Source organism: Streptomyces sp. DSM 110735 (genome assembly GCF_016482685.1).
In the GTDB taxonomy this organism is placed as follows: Bacteria; Actinomycetota; Actinomycetes; order Streptomycetales; family Streptomycetaceae; genus Streptomyces.
Window position 1 is genome coordinate 57,718 of the sequence record NZ_JACYHF010000027.1, and the last position, 22,143, is coordinate 79,860.

At 73.2% G+C, this 22,143-nt stretch carries 16 protein-coding genes; 11 read left to right on the top strand and 5 right to left on the bottom strand.

Annotated elements, in window-relative coordinates; translation table 11 throughout:
• Positions 1-71 precede the first annotated feature (71 nt).
• Both IF655_RS28235 and IF655_RS28240 read left to right on the top strand, forming a co-directional pair.
• Positions 72-395, top strand: coding sequence for a bifunctional 3-phenylpropionate/cinnamic acid dioxygenase ferredoxin subunit (locus tag IF655_RS28235; RefSeq protein ID WP_199587972.1), 324 nt, complete (start codon positions 72-74; stop codon positions 393-395).
• On the top strand, positions 392-1,576 hold the full coding sequence (locus IF655_RS28240; protein ID WP_199587973.1) for an NAD(P)/FAD-dependent oxidoreductase: 1,185 nt from the start codon (positions 392-394) through the stop codon (positions 1,574-1,576). The genes IF655_RS28235 and IF655_RS28240 overlap by 4 nt, the downstream gene beginning before the upstream one ends.
• A gap of 52 nt (positions 1,577-1,628) precedes the next feature.
• Here IF655_RS28240 and IF655_RS28245 read toward each other — a convergent pair whose 3' ends face one another.
• Positions 1,629-2,213, bottom strand: a complete 585-nt coding sequence (locus IF655_RS28245) for a hypothetical protein (RefSeq protein ID WP_199587989.1) — start codon at positions 2,211-2,213, stop codon at positions 1,629-1,631.
• Between the two features lie 447 nt (positions 2,214-2,660).
• Between IF655_RS28245 and IF655_RS28250 the strand changes: the two genes are divergently transcribed.
• From IF655_RS28250 to IF655_RS28275, 6 genes are all read left to right on the top strand, one after another.
• Positions 2,661-5,690 carry a nitrate- and nitrite sensing domain-containing protein gene (locus IF655_RS28250; protein ID WP_199587974.1) on the top strand — a complete coding sequence of 1,010 codons (3,030 nt, stop codon included), beginning with the start codon at positions 2,661-2,663 and terminating at the stop codon, positions 5,688-5,690.
• Positions 5,687-6,109, top strand: coding sequence for a roadblock/LC7 domain-containing protein (locus IF655_RS28255; RefSeq protein WP_199587975.1), 423 nt, complete (start codon positions 5,687-5,689; stop codon positions 6,107-6,109). The genes IF655_RS28250 and IF655_RS28255 overlap by 4 nt, the downstream gene beginning before the upstream one ends.
• 9 nt (positions 6,110-6,118) lie before the next feature.
• A complete protein-coding gene (locus IF655_RS28260) occupies positions 6,119-6,514 on the top strand; it encodes a DUF742 domain-containing protein (RefSeq protein ID WP_199587976.1) in 396 nt (131 codons plus the stop codon).
• Between the two features lie 24 nt (positions 6,515-6,538).
• Positions 6,539-10,177: a hydantoinase B/oxoprolinase family protein gene (locus IF655_RS28265; protein WP_199587977.1), complete on the top strand. Its 3,639-nt coding sequence runs from the start codon at positions 6,539-6,541 to the stop codon at positions 10,175-10,177.
• Positions 10,158-10,763, top strand: a complete 606-nt coding sequence (locus IF655_RS28270) for an ATP/GTP-binding protein (RefSeq protein WP_199587978.1) — start codon at positions 10,158-10,160, stop codon at positions 10,761-10,763. Before IF655_RS28265 ends, IF655_RS28270 begins: the two co-directional genes overlap by 20 nt.
• Before the next feature lie 97 nt (positions 10,764-10,860).
• Positions 10,861-11,397 carry an NUDIX domain-containing protein gene (locus IF655_RS28275; protein WP_199587979.1) on the top strand — a complete coding sequence of 179 codons (537 nt, stop codon included), beginning with the start codon at positions 10,861-10,863 and terminating at the stop codon, positions 11,395-11,397.
• Between the two features lie 10 nt (positions 11,398-11,407).
• On the opposite strand, the gene IF655_RS28280 is transcribed toward IF655_RS28275, so the two are convergent.
• The gene (locus IF655_RS28280) at positions 11,408-13,729 is read right to left on the bottom strand and encodes a glycoside hydrolase family 31 protein (protein ID WP_199587980.1); all 2,322 of its coding nucleotides are present in this window, start codon (positions 13,727-13,729) and stop codon (positions 11,408-11,410) included.
• 210 nt (positions 13,730-13,939) lie between these two features.
• Between IF655_RS28280 and IF655_RS28285 the strand changes: the two genes are divergently transcribed.
• Entirely contained in the window at positions 13,940-15,907 is a 1,968-nt protein-coding gene (locus IF655_RS28285; protein WP_199587981.1) for an acetoacetate--CoA ligase, read from the top strand.
• A 19-nt stretch (positions 15,908-15,926) separates the two neighbouring features.
• On the opposite strand, the gene IF655_RS28290 is transcribed toward IF655_RS28285, so the two are convergent.
• Positions 15,927-17,246: an aminotransferase class I/II-fold pyridoxal phosphate-dependent enzyme gene (locus tag IF655_RS28290; protein WP_307815091.1), complete on the bottom strand. Its 1,320-nt coding sequence runs from the start codon at positions 17,244-17,246 to the stop codon at positions 15,927-15,929.
• Positions 17,247-17,358: 112 nt separating this feature from the next.
• On the opposite strand from IF655_RS28290, the gene IF655_RS28295 reads away from it, so the two are divergent.
• Positions 17,359-18,564: an MFS transporter gene (locus IF655_RS28295; RefSeq protein ID WP_199587982.1), complete on the top strand. Its 1,206-nt coding sequence runs from the start codon at positions 17,359-17,361 to the stop codon at positions 18,562-18,564.
• Between the two features lie 26 nt (positions 18,565-18,590).
• A complete protein-coding gene (locus tag IF655_RS28300) occupies positions 18,591-19,478 on the top strand; it encodes a hypothetical protein (RefSeq protein ID WP_199587983.1) in 888 nt (295 codons plus the stop codon).
• A 74-nt stretch (positions 19,479-19,552) separates the two neighbouring features.
• Here IF655_RS28300 and ptsP read toward each other — a convergent pair whose 3' ends face one another.
• Together ptsP and IF655_RS28310 are read right to left on the bottom strand one after the other, a co-directional pair.
• A complete protein-coding gene (gene ptsP, locus IF655_RS28305) occupies positions 19,553-21,223 on the bottom strand; it encodes a phosphoenolpyruvate--protein phosphotransferase (protein ID WP_199587984.1) in 1,671 nt (556 codons plus the stop codon).
• A 76-nt stretch (positions 21,224-21,299) separates the two neighbouring features.
• Complete coding sequence (locus tag IF655_RS28310; RefSeq protein ID WP_199587985.1) at positions 21,300-21,749, bottom strand: PTS glucose transporter subunit IIA; 450 nt, start codon at positions 21,747-21,749, stop codon at positions 21,300-21,302.
• Between the last annotated feature and the right edge of the window lie 394 nt (positions 21,750-22,143).

Genomic DNA, 22,143 nt, shown 5'->3' on the forward strand with positions numbered 1-22,143 from the left:
GCTTCGGCAGTTCAGCCCCGAAATCTCCGCTTCCGTCTCTCCGCTTCCGCGTTCCCATTTCAGGGGGGCCCGTGATTCCCGTCTGCCGCCTCGAGGACCTCCCCGAGGGCGAGTCCGTCCGTATCGCGACCACACCGCCGGTCGCCGTGTTCCGCACCGACGACGGCGCGTTGTACGCCATCGACGACACCTGCACCCATCAGGACGCCTCCCTCTCCGAGGGCTGGCTGGAGGGCTGCCTGGTCGAATGCCCGCTGCACGCCGCCTCCTTCGATCTGCGCACGGGCGAGCCGACCTGCCTCCCCGCACGGCGCCCCGTGCGCACCCACCGCGTCACCGTGGAGGACGGCGTCGTCCACGTCCACCTCACCGCGTGGGAGGGCACCGCCGCATGAGGACCGTGACCGTCGTCGGCGCCTCCCTCGCCGGGCTGTACGCCGCCCGGGAACTGCGCGCCCAGGGCTTCGAGGGGCGACTGGTGATCGTCGGCGACGAACCCCACCGCCCCTACGACCGCCCACCCCTGTCCAAGGACTTCCTCACCGGCCGCGCCGACGAGTCGGTCCTCGCCCTCACCGGCACCGAGGACCGGACCGCGCTCGACGCCGAGTGGCTGCTCGGCGTCCGCGCGACGGGGCTCGACCCCCGCACCCGCGGGGTCCGGCTCCACACCGGCCGCACCGTCACCACCGACGGCGTCGTCATCGCCACCGGAGCCCGCGCCCGCCGTCTGCCCGGCGCCGCGCCCACCGGTGTCCACACCCTGCGCACCCTGGACGACGCCCGCGCCCTGCGCGCCGCGCTCACCGGGGCTCCGCGCCGGGTCGTCGTCATCGGCGGAGGCTTCATCGGCGCCGAGACCGCCTCCTCCTGCGCCGTACTCGGCCACGAGGTCACGGTCGTGGAGGCGGCTCCGCTCCCGCTGCTTCCCCAGCTCGGACCGGAGATGGCCGCCGTCTGCGTGGCACTGCACCGCCGGGCCGGGGTCCGCCTGATCACCGGCACGGGCGTCGCCGCTCTGCGCGGCAGCCGTACGGTCACCGCCGTGGACCTCGCCGACGGCCGCACGCTCCCCGCCGACCTCGTCGTCACGGGCATCGGCGCGACCCCCAACACCGACTGGCTCGCGGGCTCGGGGCTGCCGCTGCGCGACGGCGTGCTCTGCGACGCGGGAGGCGCGACCCCGCTGCCGCAGGTGGTCGCCGCCGGTGACGTGGCGCGTATCGACGGGGTCCGCTCCGAGCACTGGACCGCCGCGACGCTCCAGCCCCGCACGGCCGTCGCCAGTCTGCTCGCCGGGCACGCCCGGAAGACCGCTCGCCCGGTGCCGTACTTCTGGTCCGAACAGTACGGCTCCCGGCTCCAGTTCGCGGGCAGCCGCCGCGACGGCGACACCGTCCGTATAACGGAGGGCACCCTCATCGACGGCGCGCCCGGCGCGGACGGCTTCCTCGCCCGCTACGAACGCGACGGCCGTACCGTCGCCGTCCTCGCGGTGGACCGGTCCAAGCCGTTCACCCGCGTCCGGCGGGAACTCGGCCGGGAGGAGAAGGAAGCCCAACCGGCCGCGTTCTGAGCAGCCGAGGCTAAGGCGCCCCGTGCCGAGAACCTCGCGAGTCGGCGCCCGCCTACGAGTGGGACAGCCGCCCGGCGCCGCCCCGCCCGGTTATCCGTTCCTGGTCGCGCCGCGCGGCCCGCTCGCGCCGCCGCGCCGACCGCCGCTCCCGGCGCAGCGACCGCGCCGTGCTGCTGGGCTCGGACACCACGCCGTACCGCTGGATCCACACCTGGCGCGTCACCCAGACGTCCACCACCGACCAGGTCGCCACCACCGTGCTCACCACGCTGCTGATCACCATGGGGAAGGCCAGCCAGGACCCCGCCATCGTGCACAGGAACGCCACCATCGCCTGAATCAGCGTCACCGAGATGAGCAGCACCGCCCGCACCGCCGACGTCCGCACCGGATCGGGCAGCCGACGCCGCCGCGCGGGCTCCTCCACCCACAGCGGCCGGTACGCGGTCCGCGCGCTCTCGCCGTACTCCCCGGGACGCTCCCGCGCCGCGTACTCCCGTGTCGCGTACTCCCGCGTGCGTTCGTACGCGTACTCGTGCGTCCCGCCCACCTGACCGGGCACCTTTCGGTCCCGACCGGGCGCCGAGCGCACCGCCACGCTCTTCTCGGGCGCCTCGCGCCGCTCCGCCGTGCCCATCACCGTGTCACTCCCCACCGCCGGCACACCGCTCGCCCCGGAACCCGAAAGCTCCGACTCCCCAGTGGCTGCCCGGCTTGCGCTGATTTACGCCGCCGGGACGCGGGACGCGGCTCCTGTGGCCGATTCCGTCCCCGTGTCCCCGTCGACTCCCCGTGCGTTCCCCATGGACAAGGACGCACGGGACGGCGCGAAGATTCCCGGTCCGGGAAAAATTTCGGCCAACCGCCGTCCGTGCGATTTCGGCCCCCGGCGCCCACGACCGTGTCCCGGTGCGGCGGCAATCTCCCGCAATGCCCTGACAACTCGCCATCTTCCTTTGTGCACAAGGGAGTTCACCCATCAGACGCGTCTTCGAGTTACGCGTGGGGCGGTAGTAGGCTCGCGCCGTTCCGAGTCGGGACATCCACACTCCCGCGCCCGGCGCGGGCCGAGCTGGGGGAGGCCATGCGCTTTCGCGGGAAGTCGATCCGCCGGAAGATCGTGGCGCTTCTGCTCGTACCCCTGGTGTCCCTGACCGCCGTCTGGGGCTTCGCCACGGTACTGACCGGGCGCGAGGTCACGCGGATGCTGCGCGTCTCCCGCACCGTCGAGGACATCGGCCACCCCACCGAGGACACCGTCCGCCTCCTGCAGAGCGAACGCCGCCAGAGCCTCGTCTACCTCGCCGACCCGCGCGCCGCCGACGCCCTCGCCTCCCTGCACCGCGCCCGCACCGACACCGACCGGGCCGTCGCCCAACTGCACGCGAACGCACGCGACCGCGACACCCGCGCTGCCGTACGCGGCGAGGACGGCGAACGCCTCACCGCCGTCCTGGACGCCCTCGGCGGACTGGAGTCCCTGCGCCGCGGCGTCGAGGAACGCACCGTCACCCGCGCCGAGGCACTCGACCTCTACAACCGCCTCGTCGACCCCTGCTACGCCCTGATCGTCGCCGTCGACGGCATCGACGACGTCGAGATGGACAAGCAGGCGGCCGCCCTGGTCAACACCACCCGCGCCCGCGAACTCCTCTCCCGCGAGGACGCCCTGCTCGCCTCCTCGCTCGTCGTCGGGCGCCTCACCCGCGCCGAGACCCGGCAGATCTCCGACCTCGTCGCCCAGCGCGACCTGCTCTACGACATCAGCCTGCCGCTGCTGCCCGCCGCGGAGCGCGAGCGCTACGAGCACTTCTGGCGCAACGCCGCCACCGCCCCGCTGCGCGTGGCCGAACGCAACGTCGTGGCCACCGACTCCGGCACCCCGCGCGGCGTCACCTCCACCGGCTGGAAGGCCGCCGCGAGCGGGGTCCTCTACGAACTCGCCAAGCTCGACCAGCAGGCGGGCGACCGCTTCCGCGACCGGGTGCGGCCCGTCGCCATCGGCGTCATCGCCCAGGCCGCCGTGGTCGGCGTCCTCGGTCTCGTCGCCGTCCTCGTCTCCCTCGTCCTCTCCGTACGCGTCGGCCGCCGCCTCATCCGCGACCTGCGGCAGCTCAGCCGCGAGGCGCACGAGGCGTCCGGCACCCGGCTGCCCAACCTGATGCGCCGCCTGACGACCGGCGAACAGGTCGACGTGGAGAGCGAGGTGCCCCGGCGCGAGTATGACAAGAACGAGATCGGCGAGGTCGGCCAGGCGCTCAACACCCTCCAGCGCGCCGCCGTCGAGGCCGCCGTCAAGCAGGCGGAGCTGCGCGCCGGTGTCTCCGAGGTGTTCGTCAACCTCGCCCGCCGCAGCCAGGTGCTGCTGCACAAGCAGCTCACCCTGCTCGACACCATGGAGCGCCGCACCGAGGACACCGCCGAACTCGCGGACCTCTTCCGCCTGGACCACCTCACCACCCGCATGCGCCGGCACGCCGAGGGTCTGGTGATCCTCTCCGGCGCCGTGCCCTCCCGGCAGTGGCGCCGCCCCATCCGCCTGATGGACGTCGTACGCGCCGCCATCGCGGAGGTCGAGGACTACGAGCGCATCGAGGTACGGCGGCTGCCCAGCATCGCCGTCACCGGTCCCGCCGTCTCCGACCTCACCCACCTCGTCGCCGAACTCCTCGAGAACGCCACCGTGTTCTCCCCGCCGCACACCGCCGTCCAGGTCGTCGGAGAACGCGTCGGCAGCGGCTTCACGCTGGAGATCCACGACCGGGGTCTCGGCATGACCGCCGACACCCTCCTCGACGCCAACCTCCGGCTCGCGGAGACCCCCGAGTTCGAACTCTCCGACACCGACCGGCTCGGACTCTTCGTGGTCAGCCGCCTCGCCCGCCGCCAGAAGGTCCGCGTCTCCCTCCAGCCGTCCCCCTACGGCGGCACCACCGCCGTCGTCTTCATCCCCGACGCCCTCCTCAGCGACGACGACCCCGGCACCAACGGCGTCGGCATCCGCCTGGACCCGGCGCGCCTGACGAAGAGCCCGGCGACCCCGCTCCCCGCACCCCCCGCCGAGCCGCCCGACCCCGACGACTTCCCCGGCGCCATCGGGGACACCGAGACCGAACGCGGCGCCATCTTCCGCCCGCGCGGCTACGTCCCCGCCCCGGACCCGGAAGCGGAACCCGCCCTCCCCTCCCGCACCCCGCCCCCGCTCCCGACCCGGCACCGCAGGTCCCGGGACGAGGAAGAGGCGCTCACGGGCGCGGCGGACACCACCGACACGTCCGGTGCCGCGAGCCCGACCGGTCCCTCGCGCCGTACGGACCTGGCCGACTCGGCCGCTCGCTCGGGTCTGAACGGTCACGTCAGCACCTCCGGCGACACGGAGTCCTACGCCTCCGACGGCTTCCGCACCCCCGCCGGTCTGTCCGGTCCCGTCGCCCCGACCGGCTTCCCCGACCCGATGGGCGTGCTGGGCCCCGACGCCTCGACGTACCCCGACGACTCCACAACCCCCTTCACGGACCGCACGGGCTTCACCGACCGCCAGAGCGGCCCCAGGGGCGTGCCGGGTCCCGGCGACGACCCGACCCGCCCCACCGGTCCGACGGGCTTTCCCGACCCCACCGGCGTACTCGGCGGCCCCGCGCCCGCGACCGGCTCCGCCTGGTCCCGCGACACCGCCGCGCCCGGTGACCCCACCGGTATGGACGCGCCCACCCCGCCGGGCCAGCCCGACACCCCCGAGCCGCCCCGGCCCGTGACCCCGTGGACCTCGCCGTCCCAGGAGCTGCCCCGGCGCCCCCGCCCCACGGCGGCCGCCCATGAAGGCGCCCCGAGTCCCCACGGCAACTCGGCCGAAGTCCCGCCCACCGGCGAGGGAACGACCGCCCCCCTCCCCAGGCGGGTCCGCCAGGCCAGCCTGGCACCGCAGTTGAAGCAGGATTCCCGTCGGCGGACGACCGCCCAGTCGGCGGAACCGCCCCCGCGGGACGCCGACGAGGTCCGCACCCGCATGGCCGCGCTGCAGCGCGGCTGGCAGCGAGGCCGCGACGAGAACGCGGCGGGCGACGAGCCCCGCCACGGCACAGCACCAGGAACGACCAAGGGAGACGGTCGATGACCGCACCGAAGACGATCGGCCACTCGGAGACCGTGAAGAAGGAGCTGAACTGGCTCCTGGACGAACTCGTCGACCGCGTCGCCAGCATCCGCAAGGCCGTCGTGCTCTCCGGCGACGGCCTCGCCACCGGCGTGTCCAAGGACCTCACCCGGGAGGACAGCGAACACCTGGCCGCCGTTGCCTCCGGCTTCCACAGCCTCGCCAAGGGCGTCGGGCGGCACTTCGACGCGGGCAGCGTCCGCCAGACCGTGGTCGAACTGGACGACGCCTTCCTGTTCGTCACCGCCGCGGGCGACGGAAGCTGCCTCGCCGTCCTCGCGGACTCCGACTCCGACGTGGGTCAGGTCGCCTACGAGATGACGCTCCTGGTCAAGCGGGTCGGCGTCCACCTGAGCAGCACCCCGCGCGCGGGCGGGTAGTCGTAGAGCATGAGCCGCAAGGGCCAGGGAGGCCGTCACTGGTTCGACGACGAGGCAGGTCCCGTCGTCCGTCCGTACGCCATGACACGCGGCCGCACCACGAGCGGCACCGAGGAGTTCCTCGACCTGATCGCGGTCGTCGTGACGGAACCCGACGCGGCCGACCCGGAGGCGGACCCGGAACTGGCGCCCGAGCACGTGGAGATCGTCGGACTCTGCCGCGACACCCCGCAGTCGGTCGCCGAACTCGCCGCCGGGCTCGACCTGCCCGTCGGCGTGGTGCGCGTGTTCATCGGGGACCTCGTCCACGCGCGATTCGTCCATGTGACGCGTCCGGTACCCCCGGCGGAACTGCCGGACGAAGGTATCCTGCGCGACGTGATCGACGCCCTCCGGGCACTGTGACCGGCGCGGAAGCGGGGTGGTGACATGGCAGGCTGGCAGTTCTGGATCGACCGGGGCGGCACCTTCACCGACATCGTGGCGCGCCGCCCCGACGGCACCCTGCTCACCCGCAAACTGCTCTCGGACAACCCGGCACGGTACGCCGACGCGGCCGTCGCCGGGGTCCGTGAGCTGCTCGGGGACTCGCCCGAGGGCGTCGACTCCGTCCGCATGGGCACCACCGTGGCGACCAACGCCCTGCTGGAGCGCAAGGGCGAACGCACCCTCCTGGTGATCACGCGCGGTTTCCGCGACGCCCTGCGCATCGCCTACCAGGACCGCCCCCGCATCTTCGCCCGCCGCATCGAACTGCCCGAGCAGCTCTACGCGCGCGTGCTCGAGGTGGACGAGCGGATCGCCCCCGACGGCACCGTGCTGCGCGCACCCGACCTGGACGCGCTCGAACGGGAGCTGCGCCGCGCCCACGACGACGGCATCCGCGCGGTCGCCGTCGTGTGCCTGCACAGCCATCTGCACCCCGCCCACGAGCAGGCTGTCGGGGAGCTCGCGGAGCGGATCGGCTTCCCGCAGATCTCGCTGTCCAGCGAGGTCAGCCCGCTCATGAAGCTCGTCCCGCGCGGCGACACCGCCGTGGTCGACGCCTACCTCTCGCCCGTGCTGCACCGCTACGTCCGCCATGTCGCGGACGAACTGCGCGACGTACGGCTGATGTTCATGCAGTCCCACGGCGGACTCACCGAGGCGCACCGGTTCCGCGGCAAGGACGCGATCCTGTCCGGACCGGCGGGCGGCATCGTCGGCATGGCGCGGATGTCGCGCCTCGCCGGGTTCGACCGGGTCATCGGCTTCGACATGGGCGGCACCTCCACCGACGTCTCGCACTACGCGGGGGAGTACGAGCGGGTCCTCACCACCCGGATCGCGGGCGTGCGGCTGCGCGCGCCCATGCTCGACATCCACACCGTGGCGGCGGGCGGCGGCTCGGTGCTGCACTTCGACGGCTCCCGCTACCGCGTCGGCCCCGACTCGGCCGGCGCCGAACCCGGTCCCGCCTGCTACCGCGCGGGCGGACCCCTCACCGTCACCGACGCCAACGTGATGCTCGGCCGCATCCAGCCCGCCCACTTCCCGGCCGTCTTCGGTCCCGACGGCGACCAGCCCCTGGACGCGGACCTCGTCCGCGAGCGCTTCACCCGACTCGCCGCCGAGATCCGCGAGCGCACCGGCGACGACCGCACCCCGGAGGACGTGGCCGAGGGCTATCTGCGGATCGCCGTCGCGAACATCGCCAACGCCGTCAAACGGATCTCCGTCCAGCAAGGGCACGACGTCACCCGCTACGCGCTGACCACCTTCGGCGGCGCGGGCGGCCAGCACGCCTGCCGGGTCGCGGACGCCCTCGGCATCCGCACCGTCCTCGTGCCGCCCATGGCGGGTCTGCTCTCCGCGCTCGGCATCGGTCTGGCCGACACCACGGCCATGCGCGAACAGTCCGTCGAGGTGCCCCTCTCGGACCACTCGATGCCCGAAGTTCTGCGAGTCGCCGACGAGTTGGAGGACGCTGCCCGCGCCGAACTGCGCGCCGAGCACGTCCCCGACGACCGCGTCGAGACCGCCCGCCGCGCGCAGTTGCGCTACGACGGCACCGACACCGCCCTGACCGTCGAGCTGACCGACCCCGACACGATGCGGCACGCCTTCGAGGAACGTCATCGCGCCACGTACTCCTTCACCCTGGACCGCCCCGTCGTCGTCGAATCCCTCTCCGTCGAAGCCACCGGTCTCACCCCGCCCCCCGACCTCTCCGCCCTCGCGCCCTACGAGAGCCGCCCCGCCGCGCCCGCCACCGCCCGCCTCCACACCGGCGGCACCTGGCGCGACGTACCCCTTCACCGCCGCGAGGCCCTTCCTCCCGGCGAGACCGTCACCGGCCCCGCGGTCATCGCCGAGGCCGGGTCCACCACCGTGGTCGACGACGGCTGGCGCGCCGCGGCGAACCATGACGGACATCTGGTCATGGAACGCACGGCCGTCACACAGAGTTCCCGTCCGGACACGGAAGTCGATCCCGTTCTGCTGGAGGTCTTCAACAACCTCTTCATGTCGATCGCGGAACAGATGGGCGCCCGGCTCGAATCCACGGCCCAGTCCGTCAACATCAAGGAACGCCTGGACTTCTCCTGCGCCCTGTTCGACCCCGACGGCAACCTGGTCGCCAACGCCCCCCACATCCCCGTCCATCTGGGCTCCATGGGCACCGCCGTCAAGGAGGTCGTCCGCCGCCGGGGTCCCGCCATGCGCCCGGGCGACACCTACGCCGTCAACGACCCCTACCACGGCGGCACCCACCTCCCCGACGTCACCGTGATCACCCCGGTGTTCGGCACCGACGGCGCGCCCGCCACGGAGGGTGAGCCCCCGGTCCTCTTCTACGTCGCCTCACGTGGCCACCACGCCGAGATCGGCGGCATCGCGCCGGGCTCCATGCCCGCCCACAGCCGCACCATCGACGAGGAGGGCGTCCTCTTCGACAGTTGGCCACTGACCGAGAACGGGCGCCTCCGCGAGGAGGAGACGCGCCGTCTGCTCACCGAGGCGCCCTACCCCAGCCGCAACGTCCGCACCAACCTCGCCGACCTGCGCGCCCAGATCGCCGCCAACCAGAAGGGCGTCGACGAAGTGCGCCGGATGATCGAGGAGTTCGGCCTCGACGTCGTCCAGGCGTACATGCGGCACGTCCAGGACAACGCCGAGGAAGCGGTCCGCCGCGTCATCGACGCCCTGGACGACGGCGCGTACGCCTACGAGACCGACTCCGGCGCCGTCATCCGCGTGCGCGTGCGCGTGGACCGCGCCGCACGCCGCGCCACCATCGACTTCACCGGCACCTCGCCCCAGCTCGGCACCAACTTCAACGCCCCCACCTCGGTCGTCCACGCCGCCGTCCTCTACGTCTTCCGCACCCTGGTCGCGGACGACATCCCGCTCAACGACGGCTGCCTGCGCCCCCTGGACATCGTCGTGCCGCCCGGCTCGATGCTCGCGCCCGAGCCGCCCGCCGCCGTCGTCGCCGGGAACGTCGAGACCTCCCAGGCACTCACCGGCGCCCTCTACGCCGCGCTCGGCGTCCAGGCCGAGGGCTCGGGCACCATGAACAACGTCACCTTCGGCAACGAACGCCACCAGTACTACGAGACGATCGCCTCGGGCTCCGGCGCCGGACCCGGCTACCCGGGCGCCGACGCCGTACAGACCCACATGACCAACTCCCGCCTCACCGACCCCGAGATCCTCGAATGGCGGCTGCCCGTCCGCCTGGAGGAGTTCGCCGTGCGGCGGGGGAGCGGCGGCGAGGGACGGGAGCGCGGCGGCGACGGCGTGGTGCGCCGGATCCGCTTCCTGGAGCCCATGACCGTCTCCACGCTCTCCCAGCACCGCCGTGTCCCGCCCTACGGCATGGCGGGCGGCGCGCCCGGCGCGCTCGGCGCCAACCGGGTGGAGCACGCCGACGGCACCGTGACCGACCTGGGCGGCAGCGGCTCTGCCGAGGTCGGACCCGGCGACGTACTCGTCATCGAAACCCCCGGTGGCGGCGGCTACGGCCCGCCGTCCTCCGACCACCACCGAGCAGGAGAAGAGACCGATGGTCTTCCGACGACCTGAACGCGCCAAGCCCCCGGTCGAGCCCGTCACGCTCAAGATCCTGGTGGCGGGCGGCTTCGGCGTCGGCAAGACCACCCTGGTCGGCGCGGTCAGCGAGATACGCCCGCTGCGCACCGAGGAACTCCTCACCGAGGCAGGGCGCCCCGTGGACGACCTCAGCGGCATCGAGGGCAAGCACACCACCACGGTCGCCATGGACTTCGGGCGCATCACCCTGCGCGCCGACCTCGTGCTCTATCTGTTCGGCACGCCCGGGCAGGAGCGGTTCTGGTTCATGTGGGACGAGCTGTCGGAGGGCGCGCTCGGCGCGGTCGTCCTCGCCGACACCCGCCGCCTGGAGGACTGCTTCGCCGCCGTCGACTACTTCGAGCGGCGCGCGATCCCCTTCGTCATCGCCGTCAACTGCTTCGAGGGCGCCGACCGCTACCCGGCGGAGACGGTCCGCCAGGCGCTCGACCTCGACCCCGGCGTGCCGCTGCTGCTGTGCGACGCCCGCGACCGCGAGTCGGTCAAGGAGGTCCTCATCGGGGTCGTACGGCACGCCATGGAGCAGGCCGCCGAACGCCGCCGCACCGTCACCGGCTGACCGCGCCTCCGGCGTCCACCATGAACCCCCGACGACAGAAGAGACGGCAGAAGAGGCGACCGAAGACGCGCCACCCCTGATCGGATACAGTCCGCGCGTGTCCGAATCACAGCACTCACCTGTCAACTCCGCACCCGGCTCGCACTGTTCGAGCTGCGGAGCCCCCTACGGGGAGAGCATCACCGGTTGGCCGCGCACCTGCCCGGCCTGTGGCACCGTCGCCTACCGCAACCCGCTGCCCGTGGCCGTAGCGCTCCAGCCCGTCTACGACACCCAGGGCACCGCCCTGGTCGTCATCACCCGCACCGTCGGCCCCGAGAGCGGCGGCATCGCCCTGCCCGGCGGCTACGTCGACGACCGCGAGGACTGGCGGCACGCCCTCGTCCGCGAGCTCAAGGAGGAGACCGGCATCGAGGCGGCGGCGCGGGACGTGCGGCTCATGGACGCCATGAGCGCACCCGACGGCCACCTGCTCCTCTTCGGGCTCCTGCCGGAACGCCCCGCCGACACCCTCCCCGCCTCCGCCGCGACCGACGAGACCGAGGGCTGGCACCTGCTGCGCACCCCCGACGAACTCGCCTTCCCGCTGCACACCCTCGCCGCGCGAGCCTGGTTCGAGGGCCGCTACATCTGACCCGCGCGGCTCACCCCAGCCCCCGTATCCGCACCGGGCAGGACGGTTCCGCCGAGCCGTCCTCCCCCTCCAGGGTGACCACCACCTCCGCACCCCGACGGCGCACCGCGTACCGCTCGATGCCGGGCTCCGCCCAGCCGTCACCCGCGTCCCGCACCACCAGACCGCCGCCCGTACACCCCTCGGCGGGCGCCCACACCTCCAGCTCCGTGCCCCCGTCCGCGCCCCGCACCGGCAGCACCGCGCCCGCGCGCGCGAGCACGGGTATCCGGGACAGCGGCGCCTCCACCAGCACCTGCGCCGGACCCTCGTACACCCGCTCCGTCGCCGTGTCGTACCAGCGCCCGCGCGGCAGCCGCACCGCCCGCCGGTCCGCCCCCGGCGCCAGCACCGGCGCCACCAGCAGCGCGTCCCCGAGCAGGAACGCGTCCCCGCAGTCCCGCAGCGCCCGGTCCTCCGGCGCCCCCCACCACACCGGCCGTACGTACGGCGCCCCGGTCCGCCGCGCCAGATGCGCCAGCGTCACGAAGTACGGCGCCAGCCGCCGCCGCTCCGCCAGCGCCCCGCGCACATGCTCCAGCACCACCGGACCGGACTCCCACGGCTCCCCGGCACCGGCACGCCCCCGCGCGCGCGTACGGAACAGCGGCAGAAACGCGCCCAGTTGCAGCCATCGCAGATACAGCTCCGGCGCCACGCCCCCGTCGACGTCCACTCCCACGTACGGCACCCCGCACAGCCCGAGCCCCAGCACCTCCGCCAACGACCCCCGCAGCCCCGGCCAGTCCGAGACAGAGCCCCCCGCCGACACCCCGCCGTAGCGCTGCGCCCCCGCCCACCCGGACCCGGACACCACGAAGGGCCGCTCCCCGGGCGCCAGTTCGCGCAGCCCCTCGTACGCGGCACGCGCCATGGAGAGGCCGTACACGTTGTGCCCCTCCCGGTGATCACCACCGCGCCCCTCCAGCGCGTGCCGCGCCGAACGCGGCAACGTCGGCTCACCGAAGGCACTCAGCACCGTCGGCGCGTCCATGGTGTGCCACACACCCGCGAACCCCTGCTCCCGCCGCTCCCCATGCAGTTCGCCCCACCACGCGCGGACGCGCGCGTGCGTGAAGTCCGGGAAGTACGACTCCCCGCACCACGCCTCGCCCCGCACCGGCCGCCCCGAGCCGTCCCGTACGAACGCGTCCACCGCTGCCCCCGACGCGAGCACCGCCCCGCCCCGCACCGCGGGCGAGGTCTCCGACACCAGCCGCACCCCGTCCCGCGCCAGCTCCTCCGCCACCACCGCGAGCTTCGGGAACCGCTCCTCGTCCAGGGCGAACGCCTCGCCGTGCCACCCGGCACCCAGATGCACCGCGTCCAGCGCCAGGTCCCGCTCCCGGTACCCCGCGACCAACTGCCGCAGCTCCTCCTCACCGCTCAGCCGCCCCGGCACGTGATGGTGCCCCAGCGCCCACGCGGGCGGCAGCGCGGCCGCACCCGTCAGCGACGCCCACGTGCCCAGCACGCGGGCGGGCGTGCCCACCACGACCCAGCAGCGCAGCGGACCCCCGTCCATCCGTATCTCGCAGCGCCCCGCCCGGTCGTGCCCCGACCCGGCACCCTCCTCGCCCTCCCGCAGGATCACCGTGCCGTCCCACGTCGTGTCGTGGAACACCAGATGCGCCCCCGCGTCCGCCACCACCAACTGCACCGGCATCGCCGTGCGCGGCTCACCCCCCGGCCCGGGCCCGGCGTTCCACAACCGGTACGCGCCGTCCTTCAGCCGGGGCCCCGACGCCCGGCCGCCCAGCCCGAAGAACCGCGCGTCCGCCGCCACCTCCGACCGCAGCGTCCACCGCGCCGCGCCCCCGCCGACCGGCTCCCACCAGCGCGGCGGCAGATCCCGCCGCAGCACCACCCCGCCCGGCGTGCACACCTGAACCGCCCCGTGCCGCGAGACCGTCACCGTCGCCCGCTCGGACACCACCCGCCAGCCGCCGTCCTTGTCCGGCTCGAGAACCACCCGGGGATCAGCCTCGGGACAGCCCCCGGCCAGCGCGTACGACGGCTCCGGTCCCGCCCCGTCCCAGCCCCAGAACACGGCGCCGCCCGCCGTCACCACGATCCGCAGCTCCGAACGCTCGAACCGCAGCACCCCGCCGCCCGGCTCCGGCACCGCCTCCCGCACCTGCCCCGGCACCCGCGCCCGCTCCGCCCCGCGCGGTGGCAGCCCCACGGCGTCGGCACGCCGCCTGCGCCAGGCGGCCCGCCACGTCCGCACCGCCCGAGCTGCCCGCCCCGAACCGACCTCACTCATCGAACGCACCAGGTCACGACCGTCCATGCTGCTCACCCTGTCACTGAGCGCCCCACCCACGCGGGCCGTTCAACTGCCGTTCACCCAGGCCCGGACCACATATAACCGGTCCCGACTGTGTGGGGCGTGCCCTGGTGCAGAAGTCGATCACATGGCATCGTCCCTGTCAGCCGTCCCGCACACACCTCGGCGCGGACGCAGGAGACGCAACGACGCGTACAGCCCGGGAGCCGCCCCATGTCCACCGCGAACCCCCAGCCGCTCTGGCAGCCCGATCCCGAACGGATCGAGCGGGCCCGCATCACCCGGTTCCAGGCATGGGCCGCCGACCACCACGGCGCCCCCGCCGACGGCGGCTACTTCGCGCTGCACCAGTGGTCCGTCACCGAACCGGAGTCCTTCTGGCGGGCGGTCACCGAATGGTTCGAGGTCCGCTTCGGCACGCCCTACGCGCGCGTGCTCGGCGACCGCTCCATGCCCGGCGCCCAGTGGTTCCCCGGCGCCACCCTCAACTACGCCGAACACGCCCTGCGCGCCGCCGCCGACCGCCCGGACGACGCCGCCCTCCTCTGTGTCGACGAGACCCATGAGCCCCGCCCCGTCACCTGGTCCGAGCTGCGCCGCCAGGTCGGCTCGCTGGCCGCCCGCCTGCGCGACCTCGGCGTGCGCCCCGGCGACCGCGTCAGCGGCTACCTCCCCAACATCCCCGAGGCCGTCGTCGCCCTGCTCGCCACCGCCGCCGTCGGCGCCGTGTGGACCTCCTGCGCCCCCGACTTCGGCGCCCGCAGCGTCCTCGACCGCTTCCAGCAGGTCGAACCCGTCGTCCTGTTCACCGTCGACGGCTATCGCTACGGCGGCAAGGAGCACGACCGCCGCGACACCGTCGCCGAACTGCGCCGCGAACTGCCCACCCTGCGCGCGGTCGTCCACATCCCGCTCCTCGGCACCGACGCCCCCGAGGGCGCCCTCGACTGGTCGGCGCTGACCGCCGACGACACCGAGCCCGTCTTCGAGCAGGTCCCCTTCGACCACCCCCTGTGGGTGCTCTACTCCTCCGGCACCACCGGTCTGCCCAAGGCCATCGTCCAGTCCCAGGGCGGCATCCTCGTCGAGCACCTCAAGCAGCTCGGCCTGCACTGCGACCTCGGTCCAGAGGACCGTTTCTTCTGGTACACCTCGACCGGCTGGATGATGTGGAACTTCCTCGTCTCCGGCCTGCTCACCGGCACGACGATCGTCCTGTACGACGGCAGCCCCGGCTACCCCGACACCGGCGCCCAGTGGCGCGTCGCCGAACGCACGGGCACCACCCTCTACGGCACCTCCGCCGCCTACGTCATGGCCTGCCGCAAGGCAGGCGTGCACCCCGCCCGCGACTTCGACCTCTCCACGGTCCAGTGCGTCGCCACCACCGGCTCCCCGCTGCCCCCCGACGGCTTCCGCTGGCTGCACGACGAGGTCCGCGCGGACCTGTGGATCGCCTCCGTCAGCGGCGGCACCGACGTCTGCTCCTGCTTCGCCGGAGCCGTGCCGACCCTGCCGGTCTACACCGGCGAACTCCAGGCGCCCAGCCTCGGCACCGACCTCCAGTCCTGGGACGCGAGCGGCAAGCCCCTGGTGGACGAAGTGGGCGAGCTGGTCGTCACCAACCCCATGCCCTCCATGCCGATCCGCTTCTGGAACGACCCCGACGGCAGCCGCTACCGCGAGAGCTACTTCGAGACCTACCCCGGCGTCTGGCGCCACGGCGACTGGATCACCGTCACCTCACGCGGCTCGGTGATCATCCACGGTCGCTCCGACTCCACCCTCAACCGCCAGGGCGTCCGCATGGGCTCCGCCGACATCTACGAGGTGGTCGAGCGGCTGCCCGAGATCAAGGAATCCCTGGTCATCGGCATCGAACAGCCCGACGGCGGCTACTGGATGCCCCTCTTCGTCCACCTCGCCCCCGACACCGTCCTGGACGACGCCCTGCGCGACCGGATCAAGAAGGCCATCCGGGAACAGCTCTCCCCGCGCCACGTCCCGGACGAGATCATCGAGGTCCCCGGCGTCCCGCACACCCTCACCGGCAAGCGCATCGAGGTCCCGGTCAAGCGCCTCCTCCAGGGCACCCCGCTGGAGAAGGCGGTCAACCCCGGCTCCATCGACGACCTGACCCTGCTCGGCTTCTACGAGGAACTGGCCCGCAAGCGCCCCTGACCCCGGTCAACGACCCCGGTCAACCCCCGTAGGTGGCCTCGGACTCGCCCAGTACGGCCGCGAAGTCCGAGGCCAGCCGGGCCGCCTCCGGCGGTTCGAGATCCGTCGTGGTGATCCGTACCCCCGGCGCCGAAGCGAGCCGGAACCGCGCCCCCGCCGCCACCCACCAGCCGCGCGAACGCAGCCCGTTCACCACCGCCGACTCGTCGCGCACCGGCACCCAGAGGTTCAGCCCGCTCACCCCGTGCGCCGGGATGCCCCGCTCGGCCAGCGCCCCCGCGAGAGCGGTCCGGCGCTCGGCGTACGCGGTACGCGCGCGTGCCACCAGTTCCCGGGTGCCCTCGTCCGTCAGCAGGGCGTACACGGTCTCCTGGAGCAGATGACTGACCCAGCCCGAGGTCAGCAGCAGCCGTCCGTCGTGCCGGGCCAGCGTCACCGGATCGCACGCGGCGGCCGCCCACCGCAGGTCGGTGCCGAGGAACTTGCTCACCGTCCGCACCTGCGCCCAGCGGACGAGACCGGTCCCGGCCAGCGTGCGCAGCGGCGCGCCGGACACGTCGGAGGCGTGGTCGTTCTCCACCACCAGCACGTCCGGCGCCTCCCGCAGCACCTCGGCCAGCGCGTCCCGGCGCGCCCGCGAGAAGGCTCCGCCGTACGGATTCTGCGCCCGGGGACTGAGCACCACCGCCCGCACCCCGGCCCGCAGCGCACCCCGCAGCTCCTCGGGCCGCATCCCCTCGTCGTCCACCGCGACCGGCACCGACCGCAGCCCCAACGCCGCCACCAGGTCCAGCAGATGGTGATAACCGGGGTCCTCCATCGCCACGGCGTCCCCCGGGCGCAGCTCGGCGGAGAGCACCCGGCCGACGAAGTCCAGCGCCCCGTGCGCGAACGTCACGTGCTCCACCGGCACCCCGTCCGCCCCGAGCCACGCGCGCACGGCGTCCTCCAGCCGCGCGAGCCGTGGCGTGGAGCGGTGCGAACGGACACCGGGGGAGAGACGGGAGGGCGGCACCAGCGCGGGGAGCAGCGCCGGATCGGGGTGCCCGCCCGCCAGGTCCCGCAGCCCCTCGGGCACCTTGGGCGGCCGCCGGGACGCCACCGAGGGAGCCTCCGCCACGACCGTGCCACCCCGGCCGAGCGTGACGACGATCCCGCGCCGCCGCAGCTCCTTGTACGCGGTGGCGACCGTGCCCGCGCTCACCCCCAGCTCCTCCGCGAGCCGCCGCACCGGAGGCAGCGCCGCCCCCGGCGCCAACGCGCCCTCGGACACGCCCAGTTCGACGGAACGCGTAATCCCCTTGGCGGTCGTACCGCTGATCTCATATTGTGTTGCCACGTTGCTGATTATGTATCAGTACAGAATTCGAGGCAAGGGGGGAACCGTGGCCGCGAAGCCCAGGGCAGCCATCCACCGACCACGCATACCGGGAGGCCGCGACGGACGCCGGATGCTCGCCGTCACCCTCCTCGACCGCATCGGCAGCGGCCTGTGGGCCTCCGTCTCCGTCCTGTACTTCACCTACGTCTCCCACCTCTCCGCCGCCCAGGTCGGCGCCCTCGCCGCGATCGCGGGCGCCGCCGGCATCGCGGGCGCACCCCTCGGCGGCCGCATCGCCGACCGGCTCCCGCTCACCCACGTCCTGGTCGGCCTCCAACTCCTGCGCGCCCTCGCCTCGTTCGCGCTCCTCACCACCGACCACTACGGCCTGCTCGTCGCCTACTCAGCCCTCGGCGCCCTCGGCGACCGCGCCGCCAGCATCCTCACCAAGCTCTACGCCACCCGCGTCGCCGGACCCGACCGCGTCCGCTACCAGGCCATCAACCGCACCGCCTCCAACGCCGGATGGGCACTCGGCGGACTCGCCGCGGCCGCCGCCCTCACCCTCGGCACCACCACCGCCTACCGCTGGCTCCTCACCGGCGACGCGCTCTCCTTCGTCCTCGTCGCCCTGCTCACCCTCACCTGCGCCGAGCCCCCCTCCACGAGCCGCGTCGCCGCCACCGCCGAGGACACCCCCCGCACCCGCCCCCGCACCCCCTGGCGCGACCGCACCTACCTCGCCTACGTCGGCACCGAGACCGTCCTCTTCCTGGACGACACCTACTTCAAGATCGGTCTGCCCCTCTGGATCGCCCACACCCCAGGCGTCCCGCACGGCCTCGCACCCCTGCTGCTCGTGCTCAACAGCGTGCTGGTCGTCGCCTTCCAAGTGCCGCTCTCCCGCTTCGGCGCCACCACCGAGGCATCCCGCCGACTCCTCCTGCCGCTCTCCGCCGTCTTCGCCGCGGGCGGACTCACCATGACCCTCTCCGCCACCGGCGACCCCCTCCGCGCCACCTGCCTGCTCACCGCCTCGGCCGCCCTCTTCACCCTCGCCGAGATGCTGCACGCCACCGTCTCCTGGGAACTCTCCGTCGCCCTCGCCCCCGACGACGCCCAGGGCACCTACCTCGGCGTCCACGGACTCGCCCAGGCCGCACAGCGCTCCCTCGGCCCCCTCGCCGTCACCGCCGCCCTCACCCTCGGCCCCCTCGGCTGGACCGCCCTCGGCACCACCATCGCCCTGACCTGCGGAATCCAGCACCGCCTGATCCGCGACCGACTCCGCCCCATCCCATTGTCAGTGCCCACGGCTACGGTGAGTGAGCATTGATCGACCGAGCATCACGGGGGCACCACATGACACACACCGACCAGCGGACCCAGCGAAACGCCCTGCACCGCGAGATCGCCGGCACCGTCGGCCTGCTCACCGACGCCCACGACTTCCAGACCATGCGGCGCTACGACAGCTTCCCCTTCGACGACCACCCCGCCTACCTGAAGAACCTCGAAGCCGTCCTCAAGTCCCGCACCGCACAAGGCAGCCACACCACACTCGCCCTCTTCGACCCCGAGGAGTACGCCGAGTACTGCACCGCCAACGGACTCGATCCCGGAGCCCCGGCCAACCGGGGCCGCTTCACCGCCGAACTCGCGACCCTCGGCCCCACCCTCGCCTACGAGGGCCAGCCCCTCACCACCCTCCTGCCCGCCCTCGTCGACGCCGCGGTCCGCCAGGCCACCTGGGAGTACGCCACCACCCTGCTCACCCGCCTGGGACCCTGCCCCACCTGCGGCGAGGACATCGGCCGCGCCGCCTTCATCCGCGCCGCCGCACTCCTCGCCCGCGTCCTCGAAGCCGCCCCACCCGGCGACCAGCACCTCGTGTGCAGCGTCTCCGGCCCACCCGAAACCCTCGTCGCCGTACTCCACGCCGACCAGCAGGACACCGGACCCGCCGAACCCGACCAGGCCGAAGCCATCGAATTCACCAGCGTCCTCGCCCTCGGCCTCGCCACCCGCAGCCCCGGCGGTCTCGTCATGCGCACCACCGCCCCCGGCCACCCCGACCGCGTCCACGGCTGGCGCATCCGCGCGGGCGCACTCGAACCCCTCACCGCGGCCGAGGTCTTCGACGCCTACTGCACCGACGCCGAATCCGGCGACCTCGTCGCCCCCGAATCCGGCGTCGACTACTGCGCGGCACCCGACCTCGGAGAGGAGGGACCCGACCACCGGCACTGAACAACGTGCCCGGAAACGCCGAGGGGCGCCCCACCCGAAGGCGGGACGCCCCTGCGCCGGAGAACCGGTACGTACTACTCGCCGGACAGCACGGCCCGCGCCGCCGCCCGCGCCTCGTCGGCGCTGTCCGTCGCACGCGCCGCGACCGCCGCACGCTCGCACTGCTCCAGCGTGTACTGCGCCAGCGTCGCCCGCACATAAGGAATCGACGCCGCACCCATGGAGAGGGAGGTGACACCCAGACCCGTCAGCACACACGCCAGCAGCGGATCGGACGCGGCCTCACCGCACACACCGCAGCTCTTGCCCTCTGCCTTCGCGGCCTCGGCCGACAGCGCGACCAGGTCGAGCAGCGCGGGCTGCCACGGGTCCTGGAGCCGCGACACCGCGCCCACCTGCCGGTCGGCGGCGAACGTGTACTGCGCGAGGTCGTTCGTGCCCAGCGACAGGAACTCCACCTCCGAGAGGATCGAGCGCGCCCGCAGCGCGGCCGAGGGGATCTCCACCATCGCGCCGTACTTCGCGTTCAGCCCCGCCTCACGGCAGGCGTCCGCGAACGCCTTGGCGTCCGCCCGGTCCGCCACCATCGGCGCCATGACCTCAAGGCGCACCGGCAGCCCCTCGGCGGCCTTCGCCAGCGCGGTGAGCTGCGTGCGCAGGATCTCCGGGTGGTCGAGGAGCGTCCGCAGACCCCGCACACCCAGCGCCGGGTTGGGCTCGTCGGCGGGGGTCAGGAAGTCGAGCGGCTTGTCCGCACCGGCGTCCAGCACCCGCACGACGACACGACCCTCGGGGAACGCCTCCAAAACCTGGCGGTACGCCTCGACCTGCTTCTTCTCCGACGGCGCGTTCTTGCTGTCGTCCAGGAACAGGAACTCGGTGCGGAACAGACCCACACCCTCGGCACCCGCCTCCACCGCCGCGGGCACGTCCGCCGGACCGCCGACGTTCGCGAGCAGCGGCACCATGTGCCCGTCAGCCGTGGCACCCGGGCCACTGACGGAGGACAGCGCGGCCACCCGCGCGGCAGCGGCAGCCTCCAGCCGCGTCCTCGTCTCCTCGCTCGGGTTCACGAACACGTCACCCGTGCTGCCGTCCACGGCGACCAGCGAACCCTCGGCCAGCTCGACCGCGCCCGGCAGCGCCACCACGGCGGGCACACCGAGCGCCCGCGCCAGGATCGCGCTGTGGCTGGTCGGCCCGCCCTCCTCGGTCACGAAACCGAGCACCAGCGCCGGGTCGAGCAGCGCGGTGTCCGCCGGAGCCAGGTCCCGGGCCACCAGTACATAGGGCTCGTCACTGTCCGGCACACCCGGCATCGGCACGCCGAGCAGCCGGGCCACGATCCGGTTGCGCACGTCGTCGAGGTCCGCCACCCGGCCCGCCAGATACTCACCGGCGGCGGCCAGCAGCTCGCGGTACGCGGCGAACGCGTCGTACACCGCGCGCTCGGCCGTGCTGCCCGCGGTGATCCGCCGGTCCACGTCCGCCATCAGCTCGGGGTCCTGCGCCATGAGGGACTGCGCCTCAAGGACAGCCTGGGCCTCGCCGCCCGCCAGGTTGCCGCGTGCCACCAGGTCGGCCGCCACCGCGTCCACGGCCTGGCGCGCGCGAGCCTGCTCGCGCTCCGCCTCCTCGGCCGCGATCTGCTTGGCCGGCGGCTCAAGCACCGCCGTACCCATGTGCCTGACCTCGCCGATCGCCACACCGTGGCTGACCCCGACGCCCCGCAGCGTTGTCTCCATCTCACCGTCTCCGCTTAGTGCGGCGGCCCCCGCCGCCGAGTGGGTATTCATGTACGCCGTCAGACGGCGGCTGTGGTCAGGACCAGGAGAAGAGGCTGTCGCCCCGCTGCACCTGGCCGCTCTCGACCACCTCGGAAAGGGACTCGGCCGTCGCCTCCAGGGCCACGACCGGGCAGATCGGGGACTTGCCGGCGGTCACCACGGCGGCGGGGTTCCAGCGCACGATGCTCTGACCGTGCTTCACCCTGTCCCCCTTGTTCACAAGAAGCTCGAAGCCCTCGCCGTTGAGCTGGACGGTGTCGATACCGAGGTGCACGAGCACGCCGTGCCCCTCGTCGTCCACCACGACGAACGCGTGCGGGTGAAGGGAGACGATGACGCCGTCCACGGGGGAGACGGCCTCGGAGGGCTCGCGCACGGGGTCGATGGCGGTGCCCGGGCCGACCATGGCCCCGGCGAAGACCGGATCGGGCACATCGGCCAGTCCGATGGCGCGTCCGGCGAGCGGGGACGTCACGGTGGTCATGGGTGGCCTCCCAAGGAGTGGGGGTGCATACGCGCCGTCACCGCCTGTCCCGGACAGCGCACTGAGCAGCAGCGTATGCCAGTTGTAGTCGCAGTTCTGCGGAGAAGCTACCAGGTAGTGGTCTAGACCACCAACAGCAGGGGTTTGCGCTGCCGCCGGGACTTGTGTACAGTCGTCGTCCTGCCCGAGAGGAGGCGGCGCGAAAGCGTGCCTCTGGTGGCAGCATCCAAACTCGTCAGATCCTATCTGTGGATCACCTTCCGCATGTCTGCGGAAAGGATGGTTCAGAGGGCCGGAAAAACCCTGGTAGAGTTTGGACCGCCGGAAAGGGAAACGCGAAAGCGAGAACCTGGAAAGCACCGAGGAAATCGGATCGGAAAAAGATCTGATAGAG